This is a genomic window from Pseudomonas sp. LABIM340 (assembly GCF_040017195.2).
GTDB lineage: Bacteria > Pseudomonadota > Gammaproteobacteria > Pseudomonadales > Pseudomonadaceae > Pseudomonas.
Map to the genome: position 1 here is coordinate 3,251,118 of NZ_CM200227.1, position 20,230 is coordinate 3,271,347.

Consider the following 20,230-nt stretch of genomic DNA (forward strand, 5'->3'; position numbering starts at 1 on the left):
GTAGCTGCGAAATGAGTGCACTCCTAAACCGGGCTGAACAGGCAGTGTCCGCTACCGCCATGGTTCGTAATTTCGGGGCGCGACTGAAGGAGGTCAGCAGTGGGGAAGTCACCCACCTGGTCATCTTCAAGGACAACGAGCCGGCTGCGGTGCTGGTGGGCGTAGAGGCCTACCAGGCGCTGCAGGACGAGCTTGAAGACCTGCGTGCCGAGAGGCTGGCCATCGAGCGGCTGTCCACCCTGGATGAAAAAACCACCGTGAGCCTCGAGGACATGGAGGCTCGCTTCAGCTAGGCGTCAAGCCATGAAATGGAGCGTTCGGTTTCACCCTGAGGTCGAGAACGATCTCAGGCTACTGGGAAGTGCCGAAGCACTTCGGGTGCTGAAAGTCATCCGCCAGCGCATTGCCGAAGGTGAGCCGGACAAGATCGGCAAACCGTTGCGCGGGGCTCTGGCGGGCCTGCGCAGGATTCGGACTGGTGATGTGCGTATCGTCTACCGGATCAATGGCACCGAGATCGTGCTTGTCCTTTGCATCGGCGCCCGCCGTGACGACGAGGTTTATGTGGCCGCGACCCGCCGAGTCTGACCCTGACCCCGCTTCGGCGGGGTTTTCATTTAGCCCGTGTTTGGGAACTCGCTGGAACTGCGGCGTGACTCCGCACCTTCCGCACCGTCTCCACAAACGGCGTAACGATCAGGCTCCACAGCGAAGAATACTTCTCGTCATCCTGCTCCCCCGCGCCGAACTGGATCGGCTCCGGCGCGCGCTGGGTGACGTAGAGCGTGCCGAACATCCAGTCCCACAGCGACAGGTTGATGCCGAAGTTCCTGTTGAAGTGGCGGGGCGCGTCGCTGTGGTGGATCTGGTGCTGGGCGGGGCTGTTCAGCACATGCTCGATTACCGGCCCGAACGACAGCCACACATGGCTGTGGCGCAGGTTGGTCGCCAGCACGTTGAACAGCAGAATCATGTAGGTCACGCCGAACAGTGTGTAGGCGCTGATCTCTCCGCCGCAGAGGTACCAGAAGGCGCCAGCATAGGCGCCCAGGGCGAAGGCTCCGGCCAGCTGCGCCGCCAGTTTCTCCACGAAGTGCACGCGGCTCGCGGTGATCGGCGTCAGCACCGCCGCCGAGTGATGCACCTTGTGGAACGCCCACAGCCAGCGCGAATGGAAGGCGCGGTGCACCCAGTAGTTCTTGAAGTCGCTGACCAGGAATACCCCCAGCCCGTAGAGAAGCGACAGGCCAAGATTCGTCCCCATCTGCGGGCGCGCGCCCCAGAGATTGGTGAAGAAGGCGATGTAGTCGCCCGAGCGCAGGATGTAGGGATCGACCAGCCCGACGATGGGCACCAGCAACGCCACATTGAGGATGCCGCGCACCAGGTAGTAGCGATAATCCAGCAGCGCCGAACGATGCAGGTTCACCCGGCTACCGCCAATGAACTGCCAGAAGGACGCCGCCTGCGTCAGCCCGCGCTGTCGGCGGAAGCGGAACAGCGCGTAGGCGATGGCGTAGGAGCACAGCAGGAATACCACGCCGACGCGGCCGCTGAGGTCGAAGAGGCCGGTGACCTGGTTGGTGATGGGGTTGATCACCCACTCGGTGAAGTGGCGGTGGAGGTGCGAGAGGTCAGGCATGGGCGCTGGCGCCGGAAGTCAGGTGAACAGGCTTGTACTTCGAGTGATCGCCCACGGCGCTGAGGCGCTGGCGACTCGTGGGGCGTCACGCGTCCGCTCAGCATGGGACCTGGGGGATCAAACTGTCAAAGTTCAGCAGCGCCGGGGCGGGGCAATTCGACAGAGGGTCTTCAGCAGCCTGATGTGCTCAGGCGCCTGGATTGGCCTGAAGTGGCCTGCTGAGCGTCCATCGATGAGAGGGGGAGGCGACCGCACGGTGCACTAAGCCGGGGCGTGAACTCTAAGTACGGACATCCGCGAAGCTGCAGGTTCCGGGCGATGGACGTGGGGAAGACGTTTGCCAGCAAGCAACGAGCCGCGTGGTTGACGGCTCAGGCTGCTGTAGCCAGTGGCTGCTGCTGTCGATCCAGCGTTTCCTGGAGTTCAGCAACTGAATCCAGGACTCTCTGCGCCCAGCGCTCATCATCCGGGCGCACGACAACGACGCGGAAGCCGTGGTCATGGCCTTCGCTCTTCACGCCTTCGGAATCATCGACATGCAGGTCGATATCGAATGCCGGCGGAAGTTTCGAGGGGGCGTTCGCCAGCCCGCGCTCGGTCAGCGCCTGGTTGTGGCGAACACTGTTGACTACGCCGTCTACGTGGATGCCGTACAGCAACAGCCAGCGCCTGATATAGGACGGTGTGCGGCCGGAGGACGTGTAGACCCAGATGCTGCAGCCCTGGCGGCGTAGTTCCCGGGTCAGGGAGCGGGTGCCGATACGCAGCGGTTCGCCAAGCCAGCGATGAACGAACACCGGGAGCCTGCTGGGTTCGACGTCGCTGTGGTGGGGGAGGCAGGCCAGGGTGTCGTCGATATCGAACGAAATCCGAATGCGCGGGCGTCCGAACCGGTAAGGCGCAACGGAGCCCTTCATGGCGTCCCACAGCTGATCCTTGATGGCCAGGCAGGTGGCGAGCATGGGTTGCGTAGTCATCAGGCACCTCCCTGACAGGCGGAGCTGTGTTCTTCGCCCAGGAAAAATCGCTGCGGGTCCGGTGCCTGATCTTCGAGGAAGGCGGCGTACTTTTTCTTGATCTTGGGCAATTCGAATAGCGCCTTTACGCCATGCTTGGCGGAGTTGCGGATGACCGATGACGGGTTGTAGTAACCCTTGGCGTTGTCCAGGGTCAGCACGAACGGCGGCAGCCCGGCACGTAGCAGCAGATAGCTGACGATCAGCGAGCCGCTGCGATGGTTACCTTCGATGAACAATTGCGGTTTGCTCAGAATCCGCACATAGACGCCGGCGGCGCGCTTCCACACCGATTCGCTGTGATACGCGCTGTACCAGTTGAACAGGTCCTTGATGCCACCTTCGACGTTGTTGAAGAAGTGCGCCTCGGTGGCCGCCAGGTGCGGCGCGAATTCCAGCCGACGGGCAGGGTCCCGGCCGCAAAGCACGGTGGCGTTGATCTCCAGCATCAGGTTGACCTGCTGCAGATCGAACAGGTCGACGCCCCGTGCGACGTAGTCGTCGATCAGGGCGTAACCCTCCAGCACGTTGTGCAGCACCTCATCGGTGAACGGATCACGCGGCTCGGTAAAGCACTGGCTGAGCTCGCCGAAACGGCCTTGCACCTCACGCAGCGCACGTTCAATCGCTCGCAGATCAAGACGGCGCGTGGCGGACATTGGCAACCCTGACAAAGAGGTGTGTGGCTTCATACGATGCAGGTTCGACTCAGCTGAACTTGCCGCTGATGTAGTCCTCGGTCATTTTTTCCCGCGGGCTTTCGAAGATCTGCTTCGTCGCGCCCATTTCGACCAGGTAGCCCGTGCGGGTGCCCTGGGAAATGTCCACCGAGAAGAACGCCGTCGTGTCAGCGACACGGATGGCCTGCTGCATGTTGTGGGTGACCAGCGCGATGGTGTAGTCCTTCTTCAGCTCGACCATCAGCTCCTCGACACGGCGGGTAGCAATCGGGTCGAGTGCCGAGCACGGCTCGTCCAGCAACAGGACTTCCGGTTCGGTGGCGATGGCGCGAGCGATGCACAGGCGTTGCTGCTGGCCACCGGAGAGCGACAGGCCGCTCACCTTCAGCTTGTCCTTCACTTCATCCCACAGCGCGGCGCCCTGCAGGGCATGCTTGACCCGGTCGCCGATGTCGCCCTTGTAGCGATTGAGGCGCAGGCCGAACGCGACGTTGTCGAAGATGCTCATCGAAAACGGGTTCGGCTGCTGGAACACCATGCCGATGTAGCGGCGCACGACGACAGGGTCCACGCCCTTGCCGTAGACGTCCTGCCCGAGGAAATGCACATGGCCCTCGAAGCGGAAGCCGCGCACCAGATCGTTCATCCTGTTCAGGCTGCGCAGCACGGTGCTCTTGCCACAGCCGGAAGGACCGATGAAGCCGGTGATCTTGTTCTTTTCGATCGGCACGTGGCTGTCACGTACCGCCATGAAGTTGCCGTAGAAAATCTTGTCCAGTTTGCAATCCATGACCACCTGGGTCTCGGCGCCAACCGGGGCGACTTTCTGTGCAGTAGCTGTGTTCACGATTCGGATGCTCCGTATCTCAAAACTTGGGCTTGCCAAAAATGCGGCTGATGACGTTCACGATCAGCACGATCATCACCAGCACCAGCGATGCGGCCCACGCGAGCTCGAGCTGGTTGTCGAAGGGCATGCCGGAGAAGTTGTAGATCAGCACGGAAAGCGAGGCCGTGGGGTTCATCACGGCCAGGCTGCCGTCGTGGTAGATCCAGTAGTTGCTGAACAGCGCGGTGAACAGCAGCGGCGCGGTCTCGCCTGCGGCGCGCGCCACGGCCAGCATGACGCCGGTGAGGATCGCCGGCAGGCCGGTGGGCAGTACGATCTTCCAGATCACCTGGGCGCGGGTGCAGCCCATGCCGTAGGCGGCGTCCTTCATGATCTTGGGCACCATCTTCATCGACTCTTCGGCCGTGAGCACGACGATCGGCAGCATCAGCACGGCCAGTGCCACGCCACCCGCCGGCGCCGAGTAGGTACCGGTGGTCATCACCACCAGGGCGTAGGCGAAGACGCCGGCCAGGATGGAGGGCAGGCCGGTGAGTGTCTTGGCGGCAAAGCGCGCGGCGCTCGCCAGTTTGCTGTCCGGCCCCAGTTCAGCCAGGAAGACGGCTGCCATGATGCCAACCGGAACGGCAATGGCGGCGGCGATACCGACCATGACGAAGGTGCCGGCCAGGGCGTTGCCGAAGCCGCCGCCCGTCTCGAAGCCGGTCGGTGGCAGTTCGGTGAAGACCTCCAGGCTCAGGCGCGCACCACCGCGGGTGATCAGCATGTAGAGCACGGAGATCAGCGGCACGCTGGCCAGCAGGGCGCCCAGCCAGACCAGCGTGGTCAGCACCAGGCTGCGCAGGGCACGGCCCTCGAGCTTGCGCTGCAGGCTCGGCAAGGCGGAGACGGTGGGAGTGAGGCTGGTCATTACTTGGTCCCCCGCTGGGCGTAAAGCATGATCATGGAGCCGAGCACGTTGACGATCAGCGTGATGAACATCAGCACCAGTGCGGCATACATCAGCACTTCAACCTCGTTCGGCCCGGCTTCGGGGAAGTTAAGCGCCAGCAAGGCAGCCAGCGTGTTGGCCGGGGCAAACAGCGACAGGGAAATGGTGTTGGCGTTACCGACCAGCATGGCCAGGGCCATGGTTTCACCCAGTGCGCGGCCCAGGCCCAGCACCAGGGAGCCGAAGATGCCGGTGGCCGCGGAGGGCACCATCACCTTGAGAATCGCTTCCCAATGGGTGGTTCCCATGCCGTAGGCGGCCTGCTTGGTCTTCATCGGCACGCTGGCAAGAGCGTCCTGCGAGACCGCGGCAATGGTGGGCAGAATCATGATGGCGAGCACCAGAGAGGCGGGCAGCAAGCCTGGCCCGCTCAACGATGTGCCGAAAAAGGGTATCCAGCTGAATTCGCTGTTCAACCACGTCGTCAGCGGGCGAATGGCCGGGATCACCACGTAGATCCCCCACAGGCCGTAAACGACGCTGGGGATGGCGGCTAGCAGTTCGACGATGGTACGGAATACCGCCGCAAGCTTGGCGGGGAGGAAATCCTGGGTCAGGAAGATCGCCATGCTGACACCGAACAGGCCGGCGATCAGCAGAGCGATCAGCGCGCTGTAGAGCGTGCCCCAGATGGCCGGCAGAATGCCGTACTTGCCCTGGTTGACGTCCCAGACCGAACCCAGGAGAACGTCCAGGCCGTGTTTTTCCATGCCCGGAAAGGCCTTGCGGCCGACTTCGAACACGAGGGCAACGACCAGCACCAGAATCAGGACCACACCCAGGCGTGCAATGGCACGGAAGGTCCGGTCAACCAGGAAATCCTTCGCGGATGGCGGTTGGCAGGCAGAGTCCGGATTTACCGGTACGACAAAAGGTTGGGTCATGGGAGAGTTCCGGAACAGGTGGAAATCTCATCCGGCGTGGCTGGCAGCCCCCGCCGGATGAAGACTCGCAGGCGTTACTGGATGTTGGCGGAAGCTTTGCGAACCTGATCGACGACTGCTTGCGGCAGCGGGATGTAGCCCATCGAATCAGCGATCTTCTGGCCTTCGGTCAGGCCGTACTCGACCATTTCACGCATGGCCTTGGCCTTGGCCGGGCTCTCGTTGTGCTTGCGGAAGATCATCCAGGTGTAGGAGGTGATCGGGTAGGACTGGGCACCGTCCGGATCGGGCAGCCAGGCCACCAGGTTCTCCGGGAACTTCACAGCAGCCAGCGCCGCGGCACCGCTTTCTGCGTTCGGCACGACGTACTGGCCGGCCTTGTTCTGCAGCTCGGCGAAGTCGACCTTGGCCAGCTTGGCGAAGCCGTACTCGATGTAGCCGATGGCGCCCGGGGTCTGGCGAACGGTAGCGGTCACGCCATCGTTCTTCGGCGACTTGATGAATTTGTCGCTGGCCGGCCAGTTGACGGTGTTGCCTTCACCCAGGGCGGTCTTGAACTCCGGGTTGATGGTCGACATGTGCTTGGTGAACACAGCGGTGGTGCCACTGGAGTCCGCACGCACGACAACGGTGATCGGCAGGGCCGGCAGCTTCAGCTCAGGGTTGGCCGCGACGATCTGCGGGTCGTTCCACTGAGTGATCTTGCCCAGGAAGATGTTGGAGTAAACGTCGCGCGGCAGTTTCAGGCCCTTGGGGCTGCCCGGCAGGTTGTACGCCAGGACGATTTCGCCGGCGGTCATCGGCAGCAGTTGCACGCCTTCGGCAACCTTGGCGATGTCCTCGTCTTTCATGGCCGAGTCACTGGCCGCGAAGTCCACAGTCTTGTTGAGGAAATCCTGTACACCCGCACCGCTACCCTTGGACTGGTAGTCCACGGTGACGCCAGCGGATTTCTTGCTGAAGTCCTTGAACCAGGTCAGGTAGATCGGAGCGGGGAAGCTGGCGCCAGAGCCGGTCAGGCGGACGCTCTCGTCGGCAAAGACGACGGAAGAGGCACACATGGACAGCGTTACGGCGATCGCAGCAGATTTCACAAAGCTTTTCATCGAGGGCAATCCTTTTGATATCGGGCTGCCATACTGTGATCGGGTCCTGTGAATGTTTTATGACAGTGCGGTGGCAAGCGCTCTGGCTCGCCGGCTCGACTGGTCTATCTCCGGGCTTCTGCGGCGCGTTTCAGGTGAGTTCGCAGCGGCTGCGCGCCGTGGCTGGCGGCGATTTCGGGGCAGGGGCGCAGGTTCGGGGCGGGGATCGCCCCCTGTTCGATGAGCACGCTGCGCAATAAATAGTTACGGTCACTCGGCAGTGCCACGGGATGCAGATGCGTTCGGTTGCCGCCAATGAATTGTCGGGGCGAGGCCGCTCGCCAGGGGCCGCTATCGGCCAAAAGCGGTCATTGCACCACAATGGTATCGTCCACTTCTTTTCTAAGGCTCCTGAGAAACTATGAATAGAGCTGAGTCCTCAATCTGGGCCGTTGCTCCTGCACCTAGTATCCCTGAATCACCAGCTCTTTTGGTTGAGTCGGGCAACCTTTGGCTCGCTTACTTCGAGCCTGGGAACGAATGCCTCGCGGTTGTGCGATTTACCGGGCTCATTGATCATCGTCTTGTACCTATAGGGGACGAGGGATTAGGACGCCATCCCTATGTTCTCTCGGGCCTTCAGCCCTACTCGTTCAACGAACTTATTGGCTCAGAAGAAACCATTGGCCGCCCATATTCAGGTGCTAGGCATTGGGTTGTTACGTTTAAAGACGAGACTCTTGATGTGATTGCGCGAACTGGTGAGGTCATTGCCTCGGGATTAACCCTGACATCGCCACTTGAGGCCTTGCTTTCGTTTCAACTCCCACGAGTTACAAACGTTTATCTAAACGATTGACGTCCGCTATGGGTCGGAAGCCGCCATCGGCAGCAACGTAGTTTGCATTTGCCAACCGGCCTTGCTTGACCGCTGCAAGCCTTCCTCATAACCTCCCGACGCCCCTGTGAAAGCGACAGGGGAGCGGGTTTGGCGACCCGGAACACATAGGCGCGGTAACGCTTCGTAAGACCGTGACGTATTTGCACGTCCACGGTTCTTCGCTATGGCGGGCCGCGCAGGGAGACCTTCGGGTCTGCCGGATCTATGTGCCGGTTCGCCAACCTTGCGCGGTTCCGCCACCCAATCCGTTTGGCGACGGACGTGGCGGCTTCTCACACATAGGAGCTGTTCCATGGACGACATCTACGTTCCCACCGTTTTCCACCGCTACAACCGTTCCCTGCGCGGCGTGTTGATCGACAACCAGCCCTGGTTGGTCGCCCGCGAGCTGGGTTATCTGATCCGCGAGCGGGTCGATGCTTATGTTCTTCGAATGGATGAGGACCTCTTTCGCGAGGCGCGCCTGGTGACGGGTGGCGGCGAGGAAGACGTGCTGCTGGTCAGCGACTACGGCGCTTTCCATGTGCTGCAGCGATTTCGAGATCCGGAGCATCGGCAATTGCGGATGTGGCTCACCGGCCATGTGCTGCCCACGCTCAGGGATCAGGGCCATATGGCCGCGTGTCTGCCGAAGCGTCTGCACGCCAGAGGGGAAGGGTGGCCGTTGGCGGTGCTGGATTGGCAGGGGGAGTACTGGGTGCCGATGGGGGAGGTGCCGAGGCTGATGCGCGAGGAGAGGCGCGGGAGATGGTGGCGGAGGGAGTAGGGCGCACGGGTGTAGGAGAGCGCTTGTCGGCGCTGGTCGCGGGCATGGCCCGCTCCTGCACAAGAGCAAGAGCCCCTCACCCTAACCCTCTCCCGCAAGCGGGAGAGGGGACCGTCAGGTGTGAGTCATGCGGTGGTGTTAGCCGGATAGGGCTGAATTAGCGTTTGCCAATCACGCAGCCGGCGGGGTGCCTTCGGCGTTGGCGACCACTGCGTCGATCTGGATCAGCGCGCCCTTGGGCAATGCGCCTACGGCTACTGTCCGGCGGGCGGGGATGCCGCCGGGGAAGTAGCTGGCGTACACCTCATCGACGGCGGCGATGTCGTCGATGTTCTTCAGGTAGAGGTTGACCTTCACCACATCGGCCAGGGCGTGGTCGATGCTTTCGACGATGGCCTTGAGGTGCTTGAAGCACTGGCCGGCCTGTTCCTTGATGCCGCCTGCCACCAGTTCACCGGTCTTCACGTCCAGCGGCAGCTGGGCGGAGATGTGGTTGTAGTGGGAGAAGGCGACGGTCTGGGTGGAGAAGGGGCATTTGGGCGCGGCGTCGGTGTTGTGGGCCTTGATGACGATGCCGTGACGGTCTTCGACGGCCTGCGGGGGCGTGCCGTCGCCGTGGGAGACCACGGCCTCGACCTGCACCAGGGCATCCATCGGCAGGGCTTGCGCCTGTACCACGGTGCGCGCCGGGACGTAGCCGACGGCGCGGGCGATGGCCGAGTCGGGGAAGAATGTGGTGTAGACCTTGTTCACCGCCTGCATGTCGGCGAGGTTCTTGACGAAGACGGTGATGCGCACGATGTCATCGAAGGGCACGTCGATGCTTTCGAGGATGGTCTTGATGTTGCGCAGGCACTGCCGGGTCTGTTCCTCGACGCCGCCGGCGACCAGCTTCCCGGTGCGCGGGTCGATGGGCAGCTGGGCGCTGAGGTTGTTGTAGTGGGAGAAGGCAACGGTCTGGGTGGACAGCGGGCTCAGCGGCGCGCTCTCGGTGTTGCGTTCGACCTTGATCAGGTCGCCGGCCTGCGGGGCGTTGGGGATGGTGCCTTCGCCGCAGGTAATGAGCGCCTCGACCTGTACCTCGGCGCCCAGCGGCAGGGCGGCCACGCCGACGGTGGTGAGCGTCGGCAGGTAGTCGGGGAAGAAGGCCGCGTGCACCTTGGCGACGGCTTCGGCGTCAGCGATGTTGGTCAGGAAGATGGAGATGCGGACGGTGTCGTTCAGGTTGTGGCCGATGCTTTCGACGACGGCCTTGAGGTTCCTGTAGCACTGTTCGGCCTGTTCCTTGGCGCCGCCGGCCACCAGCTTGCCGCTGCTCGGGTCGACCGGCAGCTGCGCGGAAAGGTTGTTGTAGTGGGAGAAGGCGACGGTTTGGGCGTAGGGGCCGAGGTTTTGCGGGGCCTTGTCGGTGTTACGTGCCAGAACTGCGTTGTAGCCACTCATGTTGGTGCTCCCTTGTTCGCTGGGAATCCGTGGATTGGGTGGCAAACGCTTCGTCCATTGCGATATCGGTCGTTGCCACTATCGGTTCAGACGACGGATATCAAGCTCGTCGAGAGGCGCGCAGACTATCGAGTCTTGAAGGGTGACCCCTTTGACTTATGGCAAGCGTAGTGGGGTCTTCTTACCGGGTTGTTTCAATTGGCGATGGGAGGGTGTCGGGATATTGCGAAAGGGATTTCTGAAAGGGGGGGTGGTGGTTTTTGTGGAGGTCCGGCGCTAGAGCTTTTCCCTCACCCCAACCCTCTCCCGGAGGGAGAGGGGGCCGTTCGGCGTGGGGCGGGGGGGTGGAGTCAGCCGGTGTGGCCAGCCAGCCGTCCGATCAGAAGATGTAGTCAGTGGTCAGGAAGCTCGAATCGCGGTCGCGGATGATCTGGCTGATCAGCGCCTTGTTGGCGCCGGTGAAGCGCGTGGCCACCAGCGTGCGGATGGAGAAGGTGCGCAGGGCGTCGTGGACCGAGAGGGTGCCCTCGGCGGAGTTCTTGCGGCCGTTGAAGGGGTAGCTGTCCGGGCCGCGCTGGCACTGGGCGTTGATGTTGATGCGGCCGACCTGGTTGACGAAGGCGTCCACCAGCGGGCCGATCTGCTCGGGGTCGTCGCCGAACAGGCTGAGCTGCTGGCCGTAGTCGGACTGCAGGACGTAGTCGATCACCTCGTCCAGCTCGCGGTAGGGCACCACTGGCACCAGCGGGCCGAACTGTTCCTCGTTGTACAGGCGCATGTCGGCGCGCACCGGGCTGAGCAGCGCCGGGTAGAAGAAGCTTTCGCGGCTCTCGCCGCCGCCGGGGTTGATGACCCTGGCGCCCTTGGCCAGGGCGTCCTGCAACAGGCCGTTGAGGTAATCGACCTTTCCCGGCTCGGGCAGCGGGGTGAGCGCCACGCTCGGTTCCCAGGGCATGCCGGGTTTGAGTTCGGCGAGCTTGGCGCTGAACTTGGCGAGGAAGCTGTCCAGCACGTCTTCGTGGACGAAGAGGATCTTCAGCGCGGTGCAACGCTGGCCGTTGAACGAGAGGGCACCGGTAATGGCTTCGCTGACGGCGTTGTCGAGGTCGACGCTGGGCAGCACGATGCCGGGGTTCTTCGCGTCCAGGCCGAGGGCAGCGCGCAGGCGGTGCGGGCGCGGGTGGAGCTTCTTCAGGTCGGCGGCGCCGGAGTGGGTGCCGATGAAGGCGAAGACGTCGACCTTGCCGCTGGCCATCAGCGCGCTGACGGTCTCGCGGCCGCGCCCGTAGATGACGTTGATGACGCCCGGCGGGAAACTGTCGCGGAACGCTTCGAGCAGCGGGCGGATCAGCAGCACGCCGAACTTGGCGGGCTTGAAGACCACGGTGTTGCCCATGATCAGCGCCGGGATCAGGGTGGTGAAGGTCTCGTTCAGCGGGTAGTTGTACGGGCCCATGCACAGCGCGACGCCCAGCGGTACGCGGCGAATCTGCCCCAGCGTGCCCTGTTCCAGCTCGAAGCGGCTGGAGCGGCGGTCCAGTTCCTTGAGCGCCTGGATGGTGTCGACGATGTAGTCGCAGGTGCGGTCGAACTCCTTCTCCGAGTCCTTGAGGTTCTTGCCGATCTCCCACATCAGCAGCTTGACCACGGCGGTGCGCTGCTCGCGCATGCGGGCGAGGAAGCGCTCGACGTGGGCGATGCGTTCGGCCACGCGCAGGTTGGGCCAGGCGCCCTGGCCGTTGTCGTAGGCGGCCACGGCGGCGTCCAGCGCGGCGAGGGCGGCGTCGGCATCCAGCAGCGGCGTGCTGCCGAGGATCACCTGTTCATCGCCCTCATCGGTGGCGAGGAAGATCGGGCTGCGCACCGGGGCCAGCGGGCCGTCCCAGCGGCGCAACTCGCCGTTGACCAGGTACTCGCGCTGCTCGACGGGCGCGTCGGGGCGCCAGGCGTCGGGGATGTCGGTGAGGCGGGGGAACAGATGGTCGAGCTTGTTGTTGTCGGGCATGACTCATCCCTCGGGGGAAGGTGGGCGACTGGTCTGTTTTAGATCGTAGCTGTCTTCAGGTTAATCGATTCAGCAATCGGTGAGATGACTGGTGTAGGAGCGCGCCTTGCGCGCGATCGCGGGCATGGCCCGCTCCTACAAGGGAAATTCGGAACAGGGTCGGGTCAGGGTCGCAGGGGATAACCGCTTGCGGTTATCCGCCGGCTTTACGGTTTGTGGGTGGCTGCGGCGGATAACCCGTTCCGGGTTATGCGCCCTACGGGTGTGAGCGGGTTGGCTGTGGCGGCGGAGCGGGCTGCAGGAGTTCCTGCTGCTCGGCGTAGCGGGCGCGGATGTCGAAGTCGCGGGGCCAGGTGGGCTGGGCGGGGGCTTTCGGAGTTGCGGAGGAAGTCACGGGCGATACCTCGTTGCAGGAATCCGGTGGCGAATGGCGGGCATTCGCCGGGTATGTGGCGCGTAAGCACCCTGTAGGAGCGCCCCATGGGCGCGATCGCGGGCATGGCCCGCTCCTACAGGTTGAATCCGATGCGTGTCGGGGACCTCAGACGAACAGCGACAGCAGCAGGATGAACAGCAGGCCGACCACCGAGAGGATGGTTTCCATCGCCGTCCAGGTCTTGAAGGTCTCCATCACGCTCATGTTGAAGTACTGCTTCACCAGCCAGAAGCCGGCGTCGTTGACGTGGGACAGGATCAGCGAGCCAGCGCCGGTGGCGAGGACCAGCAGCTCGCGGTTGACGCCGGGGATCAGGTCGATGACCGGCACCACGATGCCCGCGCCGGTGATGGTGGCGACGGTGGCGGAACCGGTGGCAATGCGGATCACCGCGGCCACCAGCCAGGCCAGCAGGATGGGCGAAATCTGCGCCTGCACCGCCATGTGGCCGATCACGTCGCCCACACCGCTGGCGACCAGCATCTGTTTGAAGCCGCCGCCGGCGCCGATGATCATCACGATGGCGGCAGTGGGGGCGAGGCTCTGGTCAAGCAGCTTGAGGATCTTCTTCGAATCGAAACCGCGGGCGTGGCCGAAGGTGTACAGCGACAGCAGTAGGGCCAGGAGCAGGGCGGTGATCGGGTGGCCGATCATGTCCAGCCAGGCGCGGATCACGTGTCCGTCGGCGAGCATGACGTCGGCGAAGGTCTTGAGCAGCATCAGGAACACCGGCAGCAGCACGGTGAGCAGGGTGACGCCGAAGCTGGGCAGGTTGCTGGTGTCCGGCTCGTGGGCGATCTGCGCCACCAGCTCTTCATTGGGCTGGCCGGGAATGTATTGGGCGATGAACTTGCCGAAGATCGGCCCGGCGATGGCGGCAGTGGGCAGGGCAACCAGCAGGCCGTAGAAGATGGTCTTGCCGATGTCCGCGCCGAACACGCCGATGGCCAGCAGCGGGCCCGGGTGCGGCGGCACCAGGCCGTGCACGGCAGAGAGGCCGGCGAGCAGCGGGATGCCGATCTTGATCAGCGAGACGCCGCTGCGCCGGGCGACGATGAACACCAGCGGCACCAGCAGGATGAAGCCGATCTCGAAGAACAGCGGGATGCCAACCAGGAAGGCGGCGAGCATCATCGCCCAGTGCACGCGTTCCTTGCCGAAGGCGCGGATCAGGGTGCGGGCGATCTGATCCGCGCCGCCGGACTCGGCCATCATCTTGCCGAGCATGGTGCCCAGGGCGAGGATGATGCCGACGAAGCCGAGCACGCCGCCGAAGCCGTCCTGGAAGGATTTGACGATGGTCGCCACGGGCATGCCGGAGGTGAGGCCGAGGAAGCCGGCGGCAATGATCAGGGCAACGAAGGGGTGAATCTTGAAGCGGGTGATCAGCAGGATCAGGCCGATGATGGTGACCACCGCGTCCAGCAGCAGATAGGTGTCGTGGGACATGCCGAGCATGGGTCTCTCCTGTTGTTGTCTTTGTGCCGGAGCGGCTCTTCTTTCTTGGATTAATCGAGATAGCGCTATCTTTCGAGGGCAGGCGCTATTGCGTCAGTCGTTGGAGTGCTGTCGCCACCAGAGGTGTGCGGCTTCCGCCAGTTCGTCGAGCGGGCGGGTGGCGTCCAGGCGCAGGGTCAGCGGTTCGCTGGTCGGCACTTCGAGGGCGGCGAACTGGCTGTCGATCAGGCTCGCCGGCATGAAGTGGCCGGGGCGGGTGGCGACGCGCTGGGCGGCGGTTTCCGGGGTGAGTTCCAGGAACACCACGCCCAGGCCGGGCACGGCGCGGCGCAGGCGTTCGCGGTAGATGAGCTTGAGCGCGGAGCAGGTGAGCACGGGACGCTGGCCGGCGGCGATGGCCTGCTGCAGCTGGACGGCGAGGGTATCGAGCCAGCCGGCGCGATCCTCGTCGGTCAGCGGGATGCCGGCGCTCATCTTCTGGATGTTGGCTTCGGGGTGGAAGGAATCGCCTTCGATGGCGAACGCGCCGCTGCGCAGGCACAGGGTCTCGCTGACGCTGGACTTGCCGCATCCGGCGACACCCATGATGAGGACGGCATCGATGGCGGGGAGCATGCAGGGCCTCGGTGTTGAGACAGCGCTATCTTTGGTGGGCGTAACGAAAAGCATCGGCTGCCTCCGTATTCTTGTCATTCTAGTCGGTGTGTCCCGGTGCTCTCGGCGGATGCTGTTGTGACAAGCAAACGCCAGCGGGCGAGGGGCGACGGGAGCCGGCCTCAGGCAATTGCCCTGGCTGCGAGACAGCGCTACCTTAGTGCCTCGATTTTTGTTTGGCAAGCCGCCCGATGACCGCTCAGAAGAACGATAAGAAAAACGACAGAAGCTCTCGCACCACCGGCAAACCCACCCTCAACGATGTGGCGCGCAGTGCTGGCGTCAGCCCCATCACCGCCTCACGTGCCCTGCGCGGCGTGAGCACGGTGGCCGAGGAGCTGGCGGAAAAGGTCCGCCAGGCCGCCGCCGGCCTGGGCTACGTGGCCAACCCCGCAGCCCGCGCGCTGGCTTCCAAGCAGAGCCACAACATCGTGGTGCTGGTGCCTTCGCTGGCGAACCAGCTGTTCATCGAAACCCTCGAAGCTATCCACGCCGTGATGCATCCGCGCGGCCTGGAAGTGCTGATCGGCAACTACCACTACTCCCGCGACGAAGAAGAGAACCTGCTGCGCAACTATCTTGCGTACCAGCCGCGCGGCCTGCTGCTGACCGGCTTCGACCGCACCGAGAGCGCCCGGCGGATGATCGAGGCCAGCGGTGTGCCAGCGGTCTACATGATGGACCTGGACCCCGGCGCGGGGCTGCATTGCGTGGGCTTCTCGCAGATCCGCGCGGGGGAGGCGGCAGCCAGGCACCTGCTCAAGAGCGGACGCAAGCGCCTGGCGTACATCGGCGCGCAACTGGACCAGCGCACCCTGTTGCGCGGCGAGGGTTACCGCCGCGCGCTGCAGCAGGCCGGCTGCTACGACCCGGCGCTGGAAATCCTCACGCCGCGCCCGTCCTCGGTCGGCCTGGGCGGCGAGCTGTTCCGCCAGTTGCTGGCCAGCCATCCGCAGGTGGAAGGCATCTTCTTCGGCAACGACGACCTGGCCCACGGCGCCTTGCTTGAGGCCATGCGCCACGGCATCCGCATTCCCGAACAGGTGGCGGTACTGGGCTTCAACGACCTGCCCAGCTCCGAGTTCATGGTCCCGCGCCTCTCCAGCATCCGCACCCCGCGCAAGGCCATCGGCACCCATGCGGCCGAGCGCCTGCTCGACCTGATCAACGACAAACCGGTGAATGCGCCGGTGATGGACCTGGGGTTCGAGTTGATGGTGCGGGAGAGCAGCTGACACCCGTCGCAAGGATCGTAGGGCGCATAACGCGCCAGCGTTATCCGCCGTCGGAGGTGAGCGGCGGATAACCTGTTCCAGGTTATCCGCCCTACGGGGTTGGCTCCGGCATTCCCTTGTAGGAGCGGGCCACGCCCGCGATCGCGCGCATGGCGCGCTCCTACAGGTTGCACCGAGTCGCCGGGGGCCCCGTTGTAGGATGGCGTGGAGCGCAGCGATACCCATCGCTCCAGTGCGCAGACAGCATGGGTATCGCTGCGCTCCACCCATCCTACGAAAGCGCTTCCTGCAAACCCTTTGCGCATAAAAAAGCCCGCTGGAGCAGCGGGCGTAGTGCGGAGGCAAAGCTGTTTTCCGGCGGGCAGGCCACCGGAGCAATCACTCAGTACGCATCGCTCATCCCATCGGTGATGGTGATGCCCTGCTTGCGCATTTCCTGGATCAGCCCAGCGCGTGTGCCGGGCAGGTTGAGCAGGGCCTGGTAGCGCGTGGCTTTGACTTCCTCGGCGGTGTAGGGCTTGAACTCGGCGGGCATGCTGTTGCCAGCCATGCCCTCCTTGCGCAGCAGCCAGTTGAGCAGGTCGGCCAGTTGCGCGTCGTTCAGCGCGGACTGGGACATGCCCGGCACGCGCACGAGGAATTGCCGCCCACCCTCCACCTTCAGGAAGTTGCCGACGAAGCCGTGCAGGCGCGGCGTGTCGTTGGCCTTGCTGCCGCTGCCTTCGGTGAGATGGCAACCGGCGCATTGCAGCTGGTAGTTGGTAGCCGGGCTGTAGCTCTGCTGGGAGATCGGCTTCTGCACCTCCTCGTTGCCGGGCGCCGGCCGCTGGTGCGGATCGGGGATCGCACGGGCCTGGGCAATGGGGGCGACCAGACTGCAGAGCAGGGCGCCGACAACGAGACTGCGCATGGGCTTTTCTCCCGACTTCAGACCGCGACGCCGCGGATGATGGTGACGGTGCAGTTGTAGATGCGCGATTCCGCGCCCAGGCACCAGTTGACGTCGTTGTTGTTGAACGGACGGTACAGCGGTTCCTCGCTCTCGTTGCGGGTACAGGCGCACTGGGAGCAGCTGTGCTTACCGCAGCAGTCGTTGTAGGAAATGATGTAGTCCTTGCCGTCTGCCGGGTTGCGGCAGGTGCCGATCCAGGTCACTTGCGAGGCATCGGTGCCGGGCGGGCAGGAGGTGGTGGTGCCGCCGCAGCAGGTGCAGAGGAAACCGTCGATGGAGCAGTAGCGCCAGTAGTCGCAGCTGTTCGGGTCACCCGGATCGCCAGCCTTGGGCGCCTCGGCCGCCAGGGCCTTGGAGGTGCGGTCGATCGGCAGGATGATCGGCAGGGCTGCGCCGGCCACCAGCAGCGAGCCGAAGCGGCCCAGCAGCTTGCGCCGCGAAGTGACGTTGGCCACCTGGCGGGAGGAGCGCTCGAACAGGTTGTCGAGGAATTTCATTCTTGTTCTCTCCGTGATCAGTGGCTGTGGCCGTGGCTGGCGTCGTGGGTGTGCACGCCGTTGTGGCTGTGGCCATTCATGTACTGCTGCAGGGTGGCGCTGCCCAGGTGCTCGACCTCGAACAGGCTGTCCAGATGCTCGCGGGAGTTCACCAGGCCCTTGGCGCGCAGCACGCCCTTGCTGTCGATCAGCGCGGCGTAGGGCAGCTTGCCGATCTGGTAGGTCATGCCCACTTCCGGGCCGACCACGTAGGCGGATTTCTCCAGGCCGTGCTCGGCGATCAGCGCCTGCTGCGCGGCCATGTCGCCGTCGCTGACGTAGATCACTTCCAGCTCGCCGGCCTTGTCCTTGGCGATGGATTTGATCGCCGGCAGCAGCGATTTGCAGATCGGGCAGGTCGGCGAGAGGAAGAACAGCAGCTGGCCGCGCTCGCCTTCATAGCCGAAATTGACCGGACGACCATGGCGGTCGGCGGCGGTGACTTTTGGCGCGGGCTCGTTGACGGCCACGCCCTTGTCGACCATCAGCGCCCCGGCCGGCGCGACGCGGCCGTGGAGGACGCCGATCTGGCGAACCAGCGCCATAACGGTGAAGGCGAGGGCGATGAGCAGCACCCAGAGAAGAATGTTGGAAACGATCAGACCTTCCATTTGTTCACCTTCCGATGAGTTTGAGCAGGCGGGGATGATTGGCCAGCAGGCCATCGGCCGCGGCATACAGGAGCAGGGCGACAGCGCTGGCGGCGAGGATCACGAAGGCGTCGAACACGCCCATCTCGCGGGCCTGCGGAGCGCAGGAGGCGATCAGGGCGAGCGCGGCGATGATCGCGTTGCGCAGCAGCAGTACCGGGCGCAGCGGTTGCATCTGACCGGGGCCGGAACAGCCGCAGTCGATGTCGCGGCGCCCGCGCCAGAGGTTGATGCCGATGGCGCCGGCATAGAACAGGATCAGCGCCGTGGCCGCCAGGGCCGCGCCGTGGCGGCTCGCCGGCACCAGCAGGGCGAAGGCGACAACACCTTCGACCACCGGCAGCACGCGGGCCACCGGGCCGACCAGCGAGGCTGGCAGCAGGCCGTAGTCTTCGACCTGGCGGGCGAAGCGCATCGGCGCGCGCAGCTTGTGGCTGGCGGCGCTGGCGAGCAGCACCGCAACGGCCACCGCACTGGCGATGATCAGGATCGGATCGGAAAACATTTCCGTACCTCTCGGTTGGCTTTCTCGGAATGGATCAGTGGCTCAGGACCAGGATCGGCGTCTTGGCGATCTTGTCCATGGCGCCGTTGTACTTGCCGGTCTTCAGGTCGAAGATCTGCAGGCCACCTTCGATGTCGGTGCCCAGCAGCAGCGGCTTGTCGTCGGTGGTGGCGTGCAGGCTCCACACCGGCTTGGGCGCTTCCAGGGTGCCGATCTTCTTCTGCGTCTTGAGGTCGTAGACCCAGATGAACGGGCTCGGGTCTTCCCATTTGCCGGCGCTGTGCTCTTCATGCATCAGCACGTACATGCGGTTCAGCTTGGGCGCTACGGCCATCAGCTGCCAGCCGCCGGTGCCCCAGCCTTTCTTGCGCTCTTCGTCGGTGGTCAGCGACCAGCTCGGCAGCATCTTCGGCTTGTCGCCGGAGACGTCCACCGGCTTGACCATGCCGTCGGTGGTCACGAAGAAGTAGGTCTCGCCCACGGCCAGGCCGCGTTCGTTGAGCTTCTCCTTGTTCGGATCGAAGAACGGAGTCTGGCTGCGGCCGGTTTCCTTGCCGTCATCACCGATCTTGGTGATCTGCAGCTGGCCGTCACCGCACAGCGAGGCGAAGGCGCGCTTGCCCACCGGGTAGTTGAGCACGCAGCCGCTGATGGCGATTTCGCTGGCGACCTTGTGTTCCTGGGTGTCCACCACGGTGACCGAGGTGGACGGGGTGAAGTTGTAGACGTAGACGAAGCGGTCGTCGGAGCTGGTGCCCAGGGCGTACTTCTGGGTCAGGATCGAGGCGCGCTTGGCCGGGATTTCCACTTCCCACTTCGGACGCAGCTTCGAGGTGTCCCAGGCGGTCAGCACGTCGGTGCGCACGCCGCGGGTCCCGCGGGAGTAGAAGGTGTCGGCGGAGTACAGGGTCTTCGCGTCGTGGCTCAGGGTGGACGGAGCGACGAAGCCGGTGCTGACCATGCCGAGCATCTTCTTCTGCTCGGGGTCGACCACGGTGACGCGGCCGGCGATGAAGTTCTCGAACTCCACGTCGACGATGTAGGCGCGGTGCGGCGAGGGCGGGAACGGCAAGACTGTCTCACCGATGCTCTCGGTCGGCAGCTCGGCGTGGGCTGCGCCCATCGCGAGGCACGTGCTCAGCGCGAGGACCGATGGAGCGAGGAACCTGGCGACGCTCATTGGCGGGTACTCCCTTTTTCTTGTTGGCGGGCTATCTGTTGTTATCGGGCCGTCCACCCGGGGCGGACAGCGGACGGAACATTGAGGAGAGTCTGCCTGCGTCGGTTCGCGCCGGACTTGTTGTCCGTGCCATTTCCTTGTCTGGGGGTGACAGGGTGTCGCAGGGAGAAAGTGCAGACTGCCGTTGCGTTTGGAGGCGGGAAATCCGCCGAACGGCACAGACATGGATCAAGGCTTCGTCAGGTTTTGGTGCGAAAAAGCTGCATCGTGCCCCGAAAATCCGCACAATGCACATTTGAGCTATCTTGAAACGCCGTAACACCCACCGGAAGTGTGCATTGTGAACAGTTCACAATGTTCG

20 protein-coding genes are annotated in these 20,230 nt (G+C 64.0%); 4 read left to right on the forward strand and 16 right to left on the reverse strand.

What is annotated here, in order from left to right:
* Window positions 1-59 precede the first annotated feature (59 nt).
* Together ABKS89_RS15010 and ABKS89_RS15015 are read left to right on the forward strand one after the other, a co-directional pair.
* Window positions 60-293 carry a type II toxin-antitoxin system prevent-host-death family antitoxin gene (locus ABKS89_RS15010; RefSeq protein WP_221454863.1) on the forward strand — a complete coding sequence of 78 codons (234 nt, stop codon included), beginning with the start codon at window positions 60-62 and terminating at the stop codon, window positions 291-293.
* 10 nt (window positions 294-303) lie between these two features.
* Window positions 304-588, forward strand: a complete 285-nt coding sequence (locus ABKS89_RS15015; RefSeq protein ID WP_138215830.1) for a type II toxin-antitoxin system RelE family toxin — start codon at window positions 304-306, stop codon at window positions 586-588.
* Window positions 589-613: 25 nt separating this feature from the next.
* Here ABKS89_RS15015 and ABKS89_RS15020 read toward each other — a convergent pair whose 3' ends face one another.
* The 7 genes from ABKS89_RS15020 to pstS form a co-directional block, all read right to left on the reverse strand.
* Entirely contained in the window at window positions 614-1,642 is a 1,029-nt protein-coding gene (locus ABKS89_RS15020) for a sterol desaturase family protein (protein ID WP_348590183.1), read from the reverse strand.
* A gap of 371 nt (window positions 1,643-2,013) precedes the next feature.
* Entirely contained in the window at window positions 2,014-2,559 is a 546-nt protein-coding gene (locus ABKS89_RS15025; protein WP_138215869.1) for a hypothetical protein, read from the reverse strand.
* A gap of 59 nt (window positions 2,560-2,618) precedes the next feature.
* Window positions 2,619-3,317, reverse strand: a complete 699-nt coding sequence (locus ABKS89_RS15030) for a hypothetical protein (protein WP_348590182.1) — start codon at window positions 3,315-3,317, stop codon at window positions 2,619-2,621.
* A gap of 49 nt (window positions 3,318-3,366) precedes the next feature.
* Window positions 3,367-4,128, reverse strand: coding sequence for a phosphate ABC transporter ATP-binding protein PstB (gene pstB / locus ABKS89_RS15035; protein ID WP_054911197.1), 762 nt, complete (start codon window positions 4,126-4,128; stop codon window positions 3,367-3,369).
* Between the two features lie 76 nt (window positions 4,129-4,204).
* Window positions 4,205-5,098, reverse strand: a complete 894-nt coding sequence (gene pstA / locus ABKS89_RS15040; protein WP_081519723.1) for a phosphate ABC transporter permease PstA — start codon at window positions 5,096-5,098, stop codon at window positions 4,205-4,207.
* On the reverse strand, window positions 5,098-6,063 hold the full coding sequence (pstC, locus tag ABKS89_RS15045; protein WP_348590181.1) for a phosphate ABC transporter permease subunit PstC: 966 nt from the start codon (window positions 6,061-6,063) through the stop codon (window positions 5,098-5,100). Before pstC ends, pstA begins: the two co-directional genes overlap by 1 nt.
* A gap of 74 nt (window positions 6,064-6,137) precedes the next feature.
* Entirely contained in the window at window positions 6,138-7,169 is a 1,032-nt protein-coding gene (gene pstS, locus ABKS89_RS15050; protein ID WP_348590180.1) for a phosphate ABC transporter substrate-binding protein PstS, read from the reverse strand.
* Between the two features lie 1,172 nt (window positions 7,170-8,341).
* Between pstS and ABKS89_RS15055 the strand changes: the two genes are divergently transcribed.
* Window positions 8,342-8,815, forward strand: a complete 474-nt coding sequence (locus tag ABKS89_RS15055; RefSeq protein WP_348590178.1) for a BRO-N domain-containing protein — start codon at window positions 8,342-8,344, stop codon at window positions 8,813-8,815.
* Between the two features lie 171 nt (window positions 8,816-8,986).
* Here ABKS89_RS15055 and ABKS89_RS15060 read toward each other — a convergent pair whose 3' ends face one another.
* From ABKS89_RS15060 to ABKS89_RS15075, 4 genes are all read right to left on the reverse strand, one after another.
* Window positions 8,987-10,258, reverse strand: coding sequence for a Rid family hydrolase (locus ABKS89_RS15060; protein WP_348590177.1), 1,272 nt, complete (start codon window positions 10,256-10,258; stop codon window positions 8,987-8,989).
* Between the two features lie 379 nt (window positions 10,259-10,637).
* On the reverse strand, window positions 10,638-12,263 hold the full coding sequence (locus tag ABKS89_RS15065; protein WP_348589931.1) for an NADP-dependent glyceraldehyde-3-phosphate dehydrogenase: 1,626 nt from the start codon (window positions 12,261-12,263) through the stop codon (window positions 10,638-10,640).
* Between the two features lie 541 nt (window positions 12,264-12,804).
* The gene (locus ABKS89_RS15070; RefSeq protein WP_138215820.1) at window positions 12,805-14,157 is read right to left on the reverse strand and encodes a GntP family permease; all 1,353 of its coding nucleotides are present in this window, start codon (window positions 14,155-14,157) and stop codon (window positions 12,805-12,807) included.
* A gap of 93 nt (window positions 14,158-14,250) precedes the next feature.
* Entirely contained in the window at window positions 14,251-14,772 is a 522-nt protein-coding gene (locus ABKS89_RS15075; protein ID WP_348589933.1) for a gluconokinase, read from the reverse strand.
* A 230-nt stretch (window positions 14,773-15,002) separates the two neighbouring features.
* Here ABKS89_RS15075 and gntR point away from each other — a divergent pair, with 230 nt between their 5' ends.
* Window positions 15,003-16,046 (forward strand): HTH-type transcriptional regulator GntR, encoded by a 1,044-nt coding sequence (gene gntR / locus ABKS89_RS15080; RefSeq protein ID WP_348589935.1) that lies wholly within the window; start codon window positions 15,003-15,005, stop codon window positions 16,044-16,046.
* 382 nt (window positions 16,047-16,428) lie between these two features.
* Here the strand turns inward: gntR and ABKS89_RS15085 are convergent, their stop codons facing one another.
* Genes ABKS89_RS15085 through ABKS89_RS15105 form a run of 5 tightly spaced genes read right to left on the reverse strand, consistent with a single transcriptional unit; the run spans window position 16,429 to window position 19,869 of the window.
* Complete coding sequence (locus tag ABKS89_RS15085; protein WP_192296069.1) at window positions 16,429-16,956, reverse strand: c-type cytochrome; 528 nt, start codon at window positions 16,954-16,956, stop codon at window positions 16,429-16,431.
* Between the two features lie 17 nt (window positions 16,957-16,973).
* Window positions 16,974-17,495 carry a methylamine dehydrogenase light chain gene (locus tag ABKS89_RS15090; RefSeq protein ID WP_045217996.1) on the reverse strand — a complete coding sequence of 174 codons (522 nt, stop codon included), beginning with the start codon at window positions 17,493-17,495 and terminating at the stop codon, window positions 16,974-16,976.
* A 17-nt stretch (window positions 17,496-17,512) separates the two neighbouring features.
* Entirely contained in the window at window positions 17,513-18,145 is a 633-nt protein-coding gene (gene mauD / locus ABKS89_RS15095; protein WP_138215815.1) for a methylamine dehydrogenase accessory protein MauD, read from the reverse strand.
* Between the two features lie 4 nt (window positions 18,146-18,149).
* Window positions 18,150-18,689 (reverse strand): MauE/DoxX family redox-associated membrane protein, encoded by a 540-nt coding sequence (locus tag ABKS89_RS15100; RefSeq protein ID WP_348589937.1) that lies wholly within the window; start codon window positions 18,687-18,689, stop codon window positions 18,150-18,152.
* 34 nt (window positions 18,690-18,723) lie between these two features.
* Entirely contained in the window at window positions 18,724-19,869 is a 1,146-nt protein-coding gene (locus ABKS89_RS15105; RefSeq protein WP_348589939.1) for an amine dehydrogenase large subunit, read from the reverse strand.
* Window positions 19,870-20,230: the final 361 nt, after the last annotated feature.

Bases quoted from the DNA above. Each gene is read 5' to 3' on its own strand.
- ABKS89_RS15010 (WP_221454863.1), top strand. From the start codon at position 60: ATGGTTCGTAATTTCGGGGCGCGACTGAAGGAGGTCAGCAGTGGGGAA.
- ABKS89_RS15015 (WP_138215830.1), top strand. From the start codon at position 304: ATGAAATGGAGCGTTCGGTTTCACCCTGAGGTCGAGAACGATCTCAGG.
- ABKS89_RS15020 (WP_348590183.1), bottom strand. From the start codon at position 1,642: ATGCCTGACCTCTCGCACCTCCACCGCCACTTCACCGAGTGGGTGATC.
- ABKS89_RS15025 (WP_138215869.1), bottom strand. From the start codon at position 2,559: ATGAAGGGCTCCGTTGCGCCTTACCGGTTCGGACGCCCGCGCATTCGG.
- ABKS89_RS15030 (WP_348590182.1), bottom strand. From the start codon at position 3,317: ATGTCCGCCACGCGCCGTCTTGATCTGCGAGCGATTGAACGTGCGCTG.
- pstB (WP_054911197.1), bottom strand. From the start codon at position 4,128: ATGGATTGCAAACTGGACAAGATTTTCTACGGCAACTTCATGGCGGTA.
- pstA (WP_081519723.1), bottom strand. From the start codon at position 5,098: ATGACCAGCCTCACTCCCACCGTCTCCGCCTTGCCGAGCCTGCAGCGC.
- pstC (WP_348590181.1), bottom strand. From the start codon at position 6,063: ATGACCCAACCTTTTGTCGTACCGGTAAATCCGGACTCTGCCTGCCAA.
- pstS (WP_348590180.1), bottom strand. From the start codon at position 7,169: ATGAAAAGCTTTGTGAAATCTGCTGCGATCGCCGTAACGCTGTCCATG.
- ABKS89_RS15055 (WP_348590178.1), top strand. From the start codon at position 8,342: ATGGACGACATCTACGTTCCCACCGTTTTCCACCGCTACAACCGTTCC.
- ABKS89_RS15060 (WP_348590177.1), bottom strand. From the start codon at position 10,258: ATGAGTGGCTACAACGCAGTTCTGGCACGTAACACCGACAAGGCCCCG.
- ABKS89_RS15065 (WP_348589931.1), bottom strand. From the start codon at position 12,263: ATGCCCGACAACAACAAGCTCGACCATCTGTTCCCCCGCCTCACCGAC.
- ABKS89_RS15070 (WP_138215820.1), bottom strand. From the start codon at position 14,157: ATGCTCGGCATGTCCCACGACACCTATCTGCTGCTGGACGCGGTGGTC.
- ABKS89_RS15075 (WP_348589933.1), bottom strand. From the start codon at position 14,772: ATGCTCCCCGCCATCGATGCCGTCCTCATCATGGGTGTCGCCGGATGC.
- gntR (WP_348589935.1), top strand. From the start codon at position 15,003: ATGACCGCTCAGAAGAACGATAAGAAAAACGACAGAAGCTCTCGCACC.
- ABKS89_RS15085 (WP_192296069.1), bottom strand. From the start codon at position 16,956: ATGCGCAGTCTCGTTGTCGGCGCCCTGCTCTGCAGTCTGGTCGCCCCC.
- ABKS89_RS15090 (WP_045217996.1), bottom strand. From the start codon at position 17,495: ATGAAATTCCTCGACAACCTGTTCGAGCGCTCCTCCCGCCAGGTGGCC.
- mauD (WP_138215815.1), bottom strand. From the start codon at position 18,145: ATGGAAGGTCTGATCGTTTCCAACATTCTTCTCTGGGTGCTGCTCATC.
- ABKS89_RS15100 (WP_348589937.1), bottom strand. From the start codon at position 18,689: ATGTTTTCCGATCCGATCCTGATCATCGCCAGTGCGGTGGCCGTTGCG.
- ABKS89_RS15105 (WP_348589939.1), bottom strand. From the start codon at position 19,869: ATGAGCGTCGCCAGGTTCCTCGCTCCATCGGTCCTCGCGCTGAGCACG.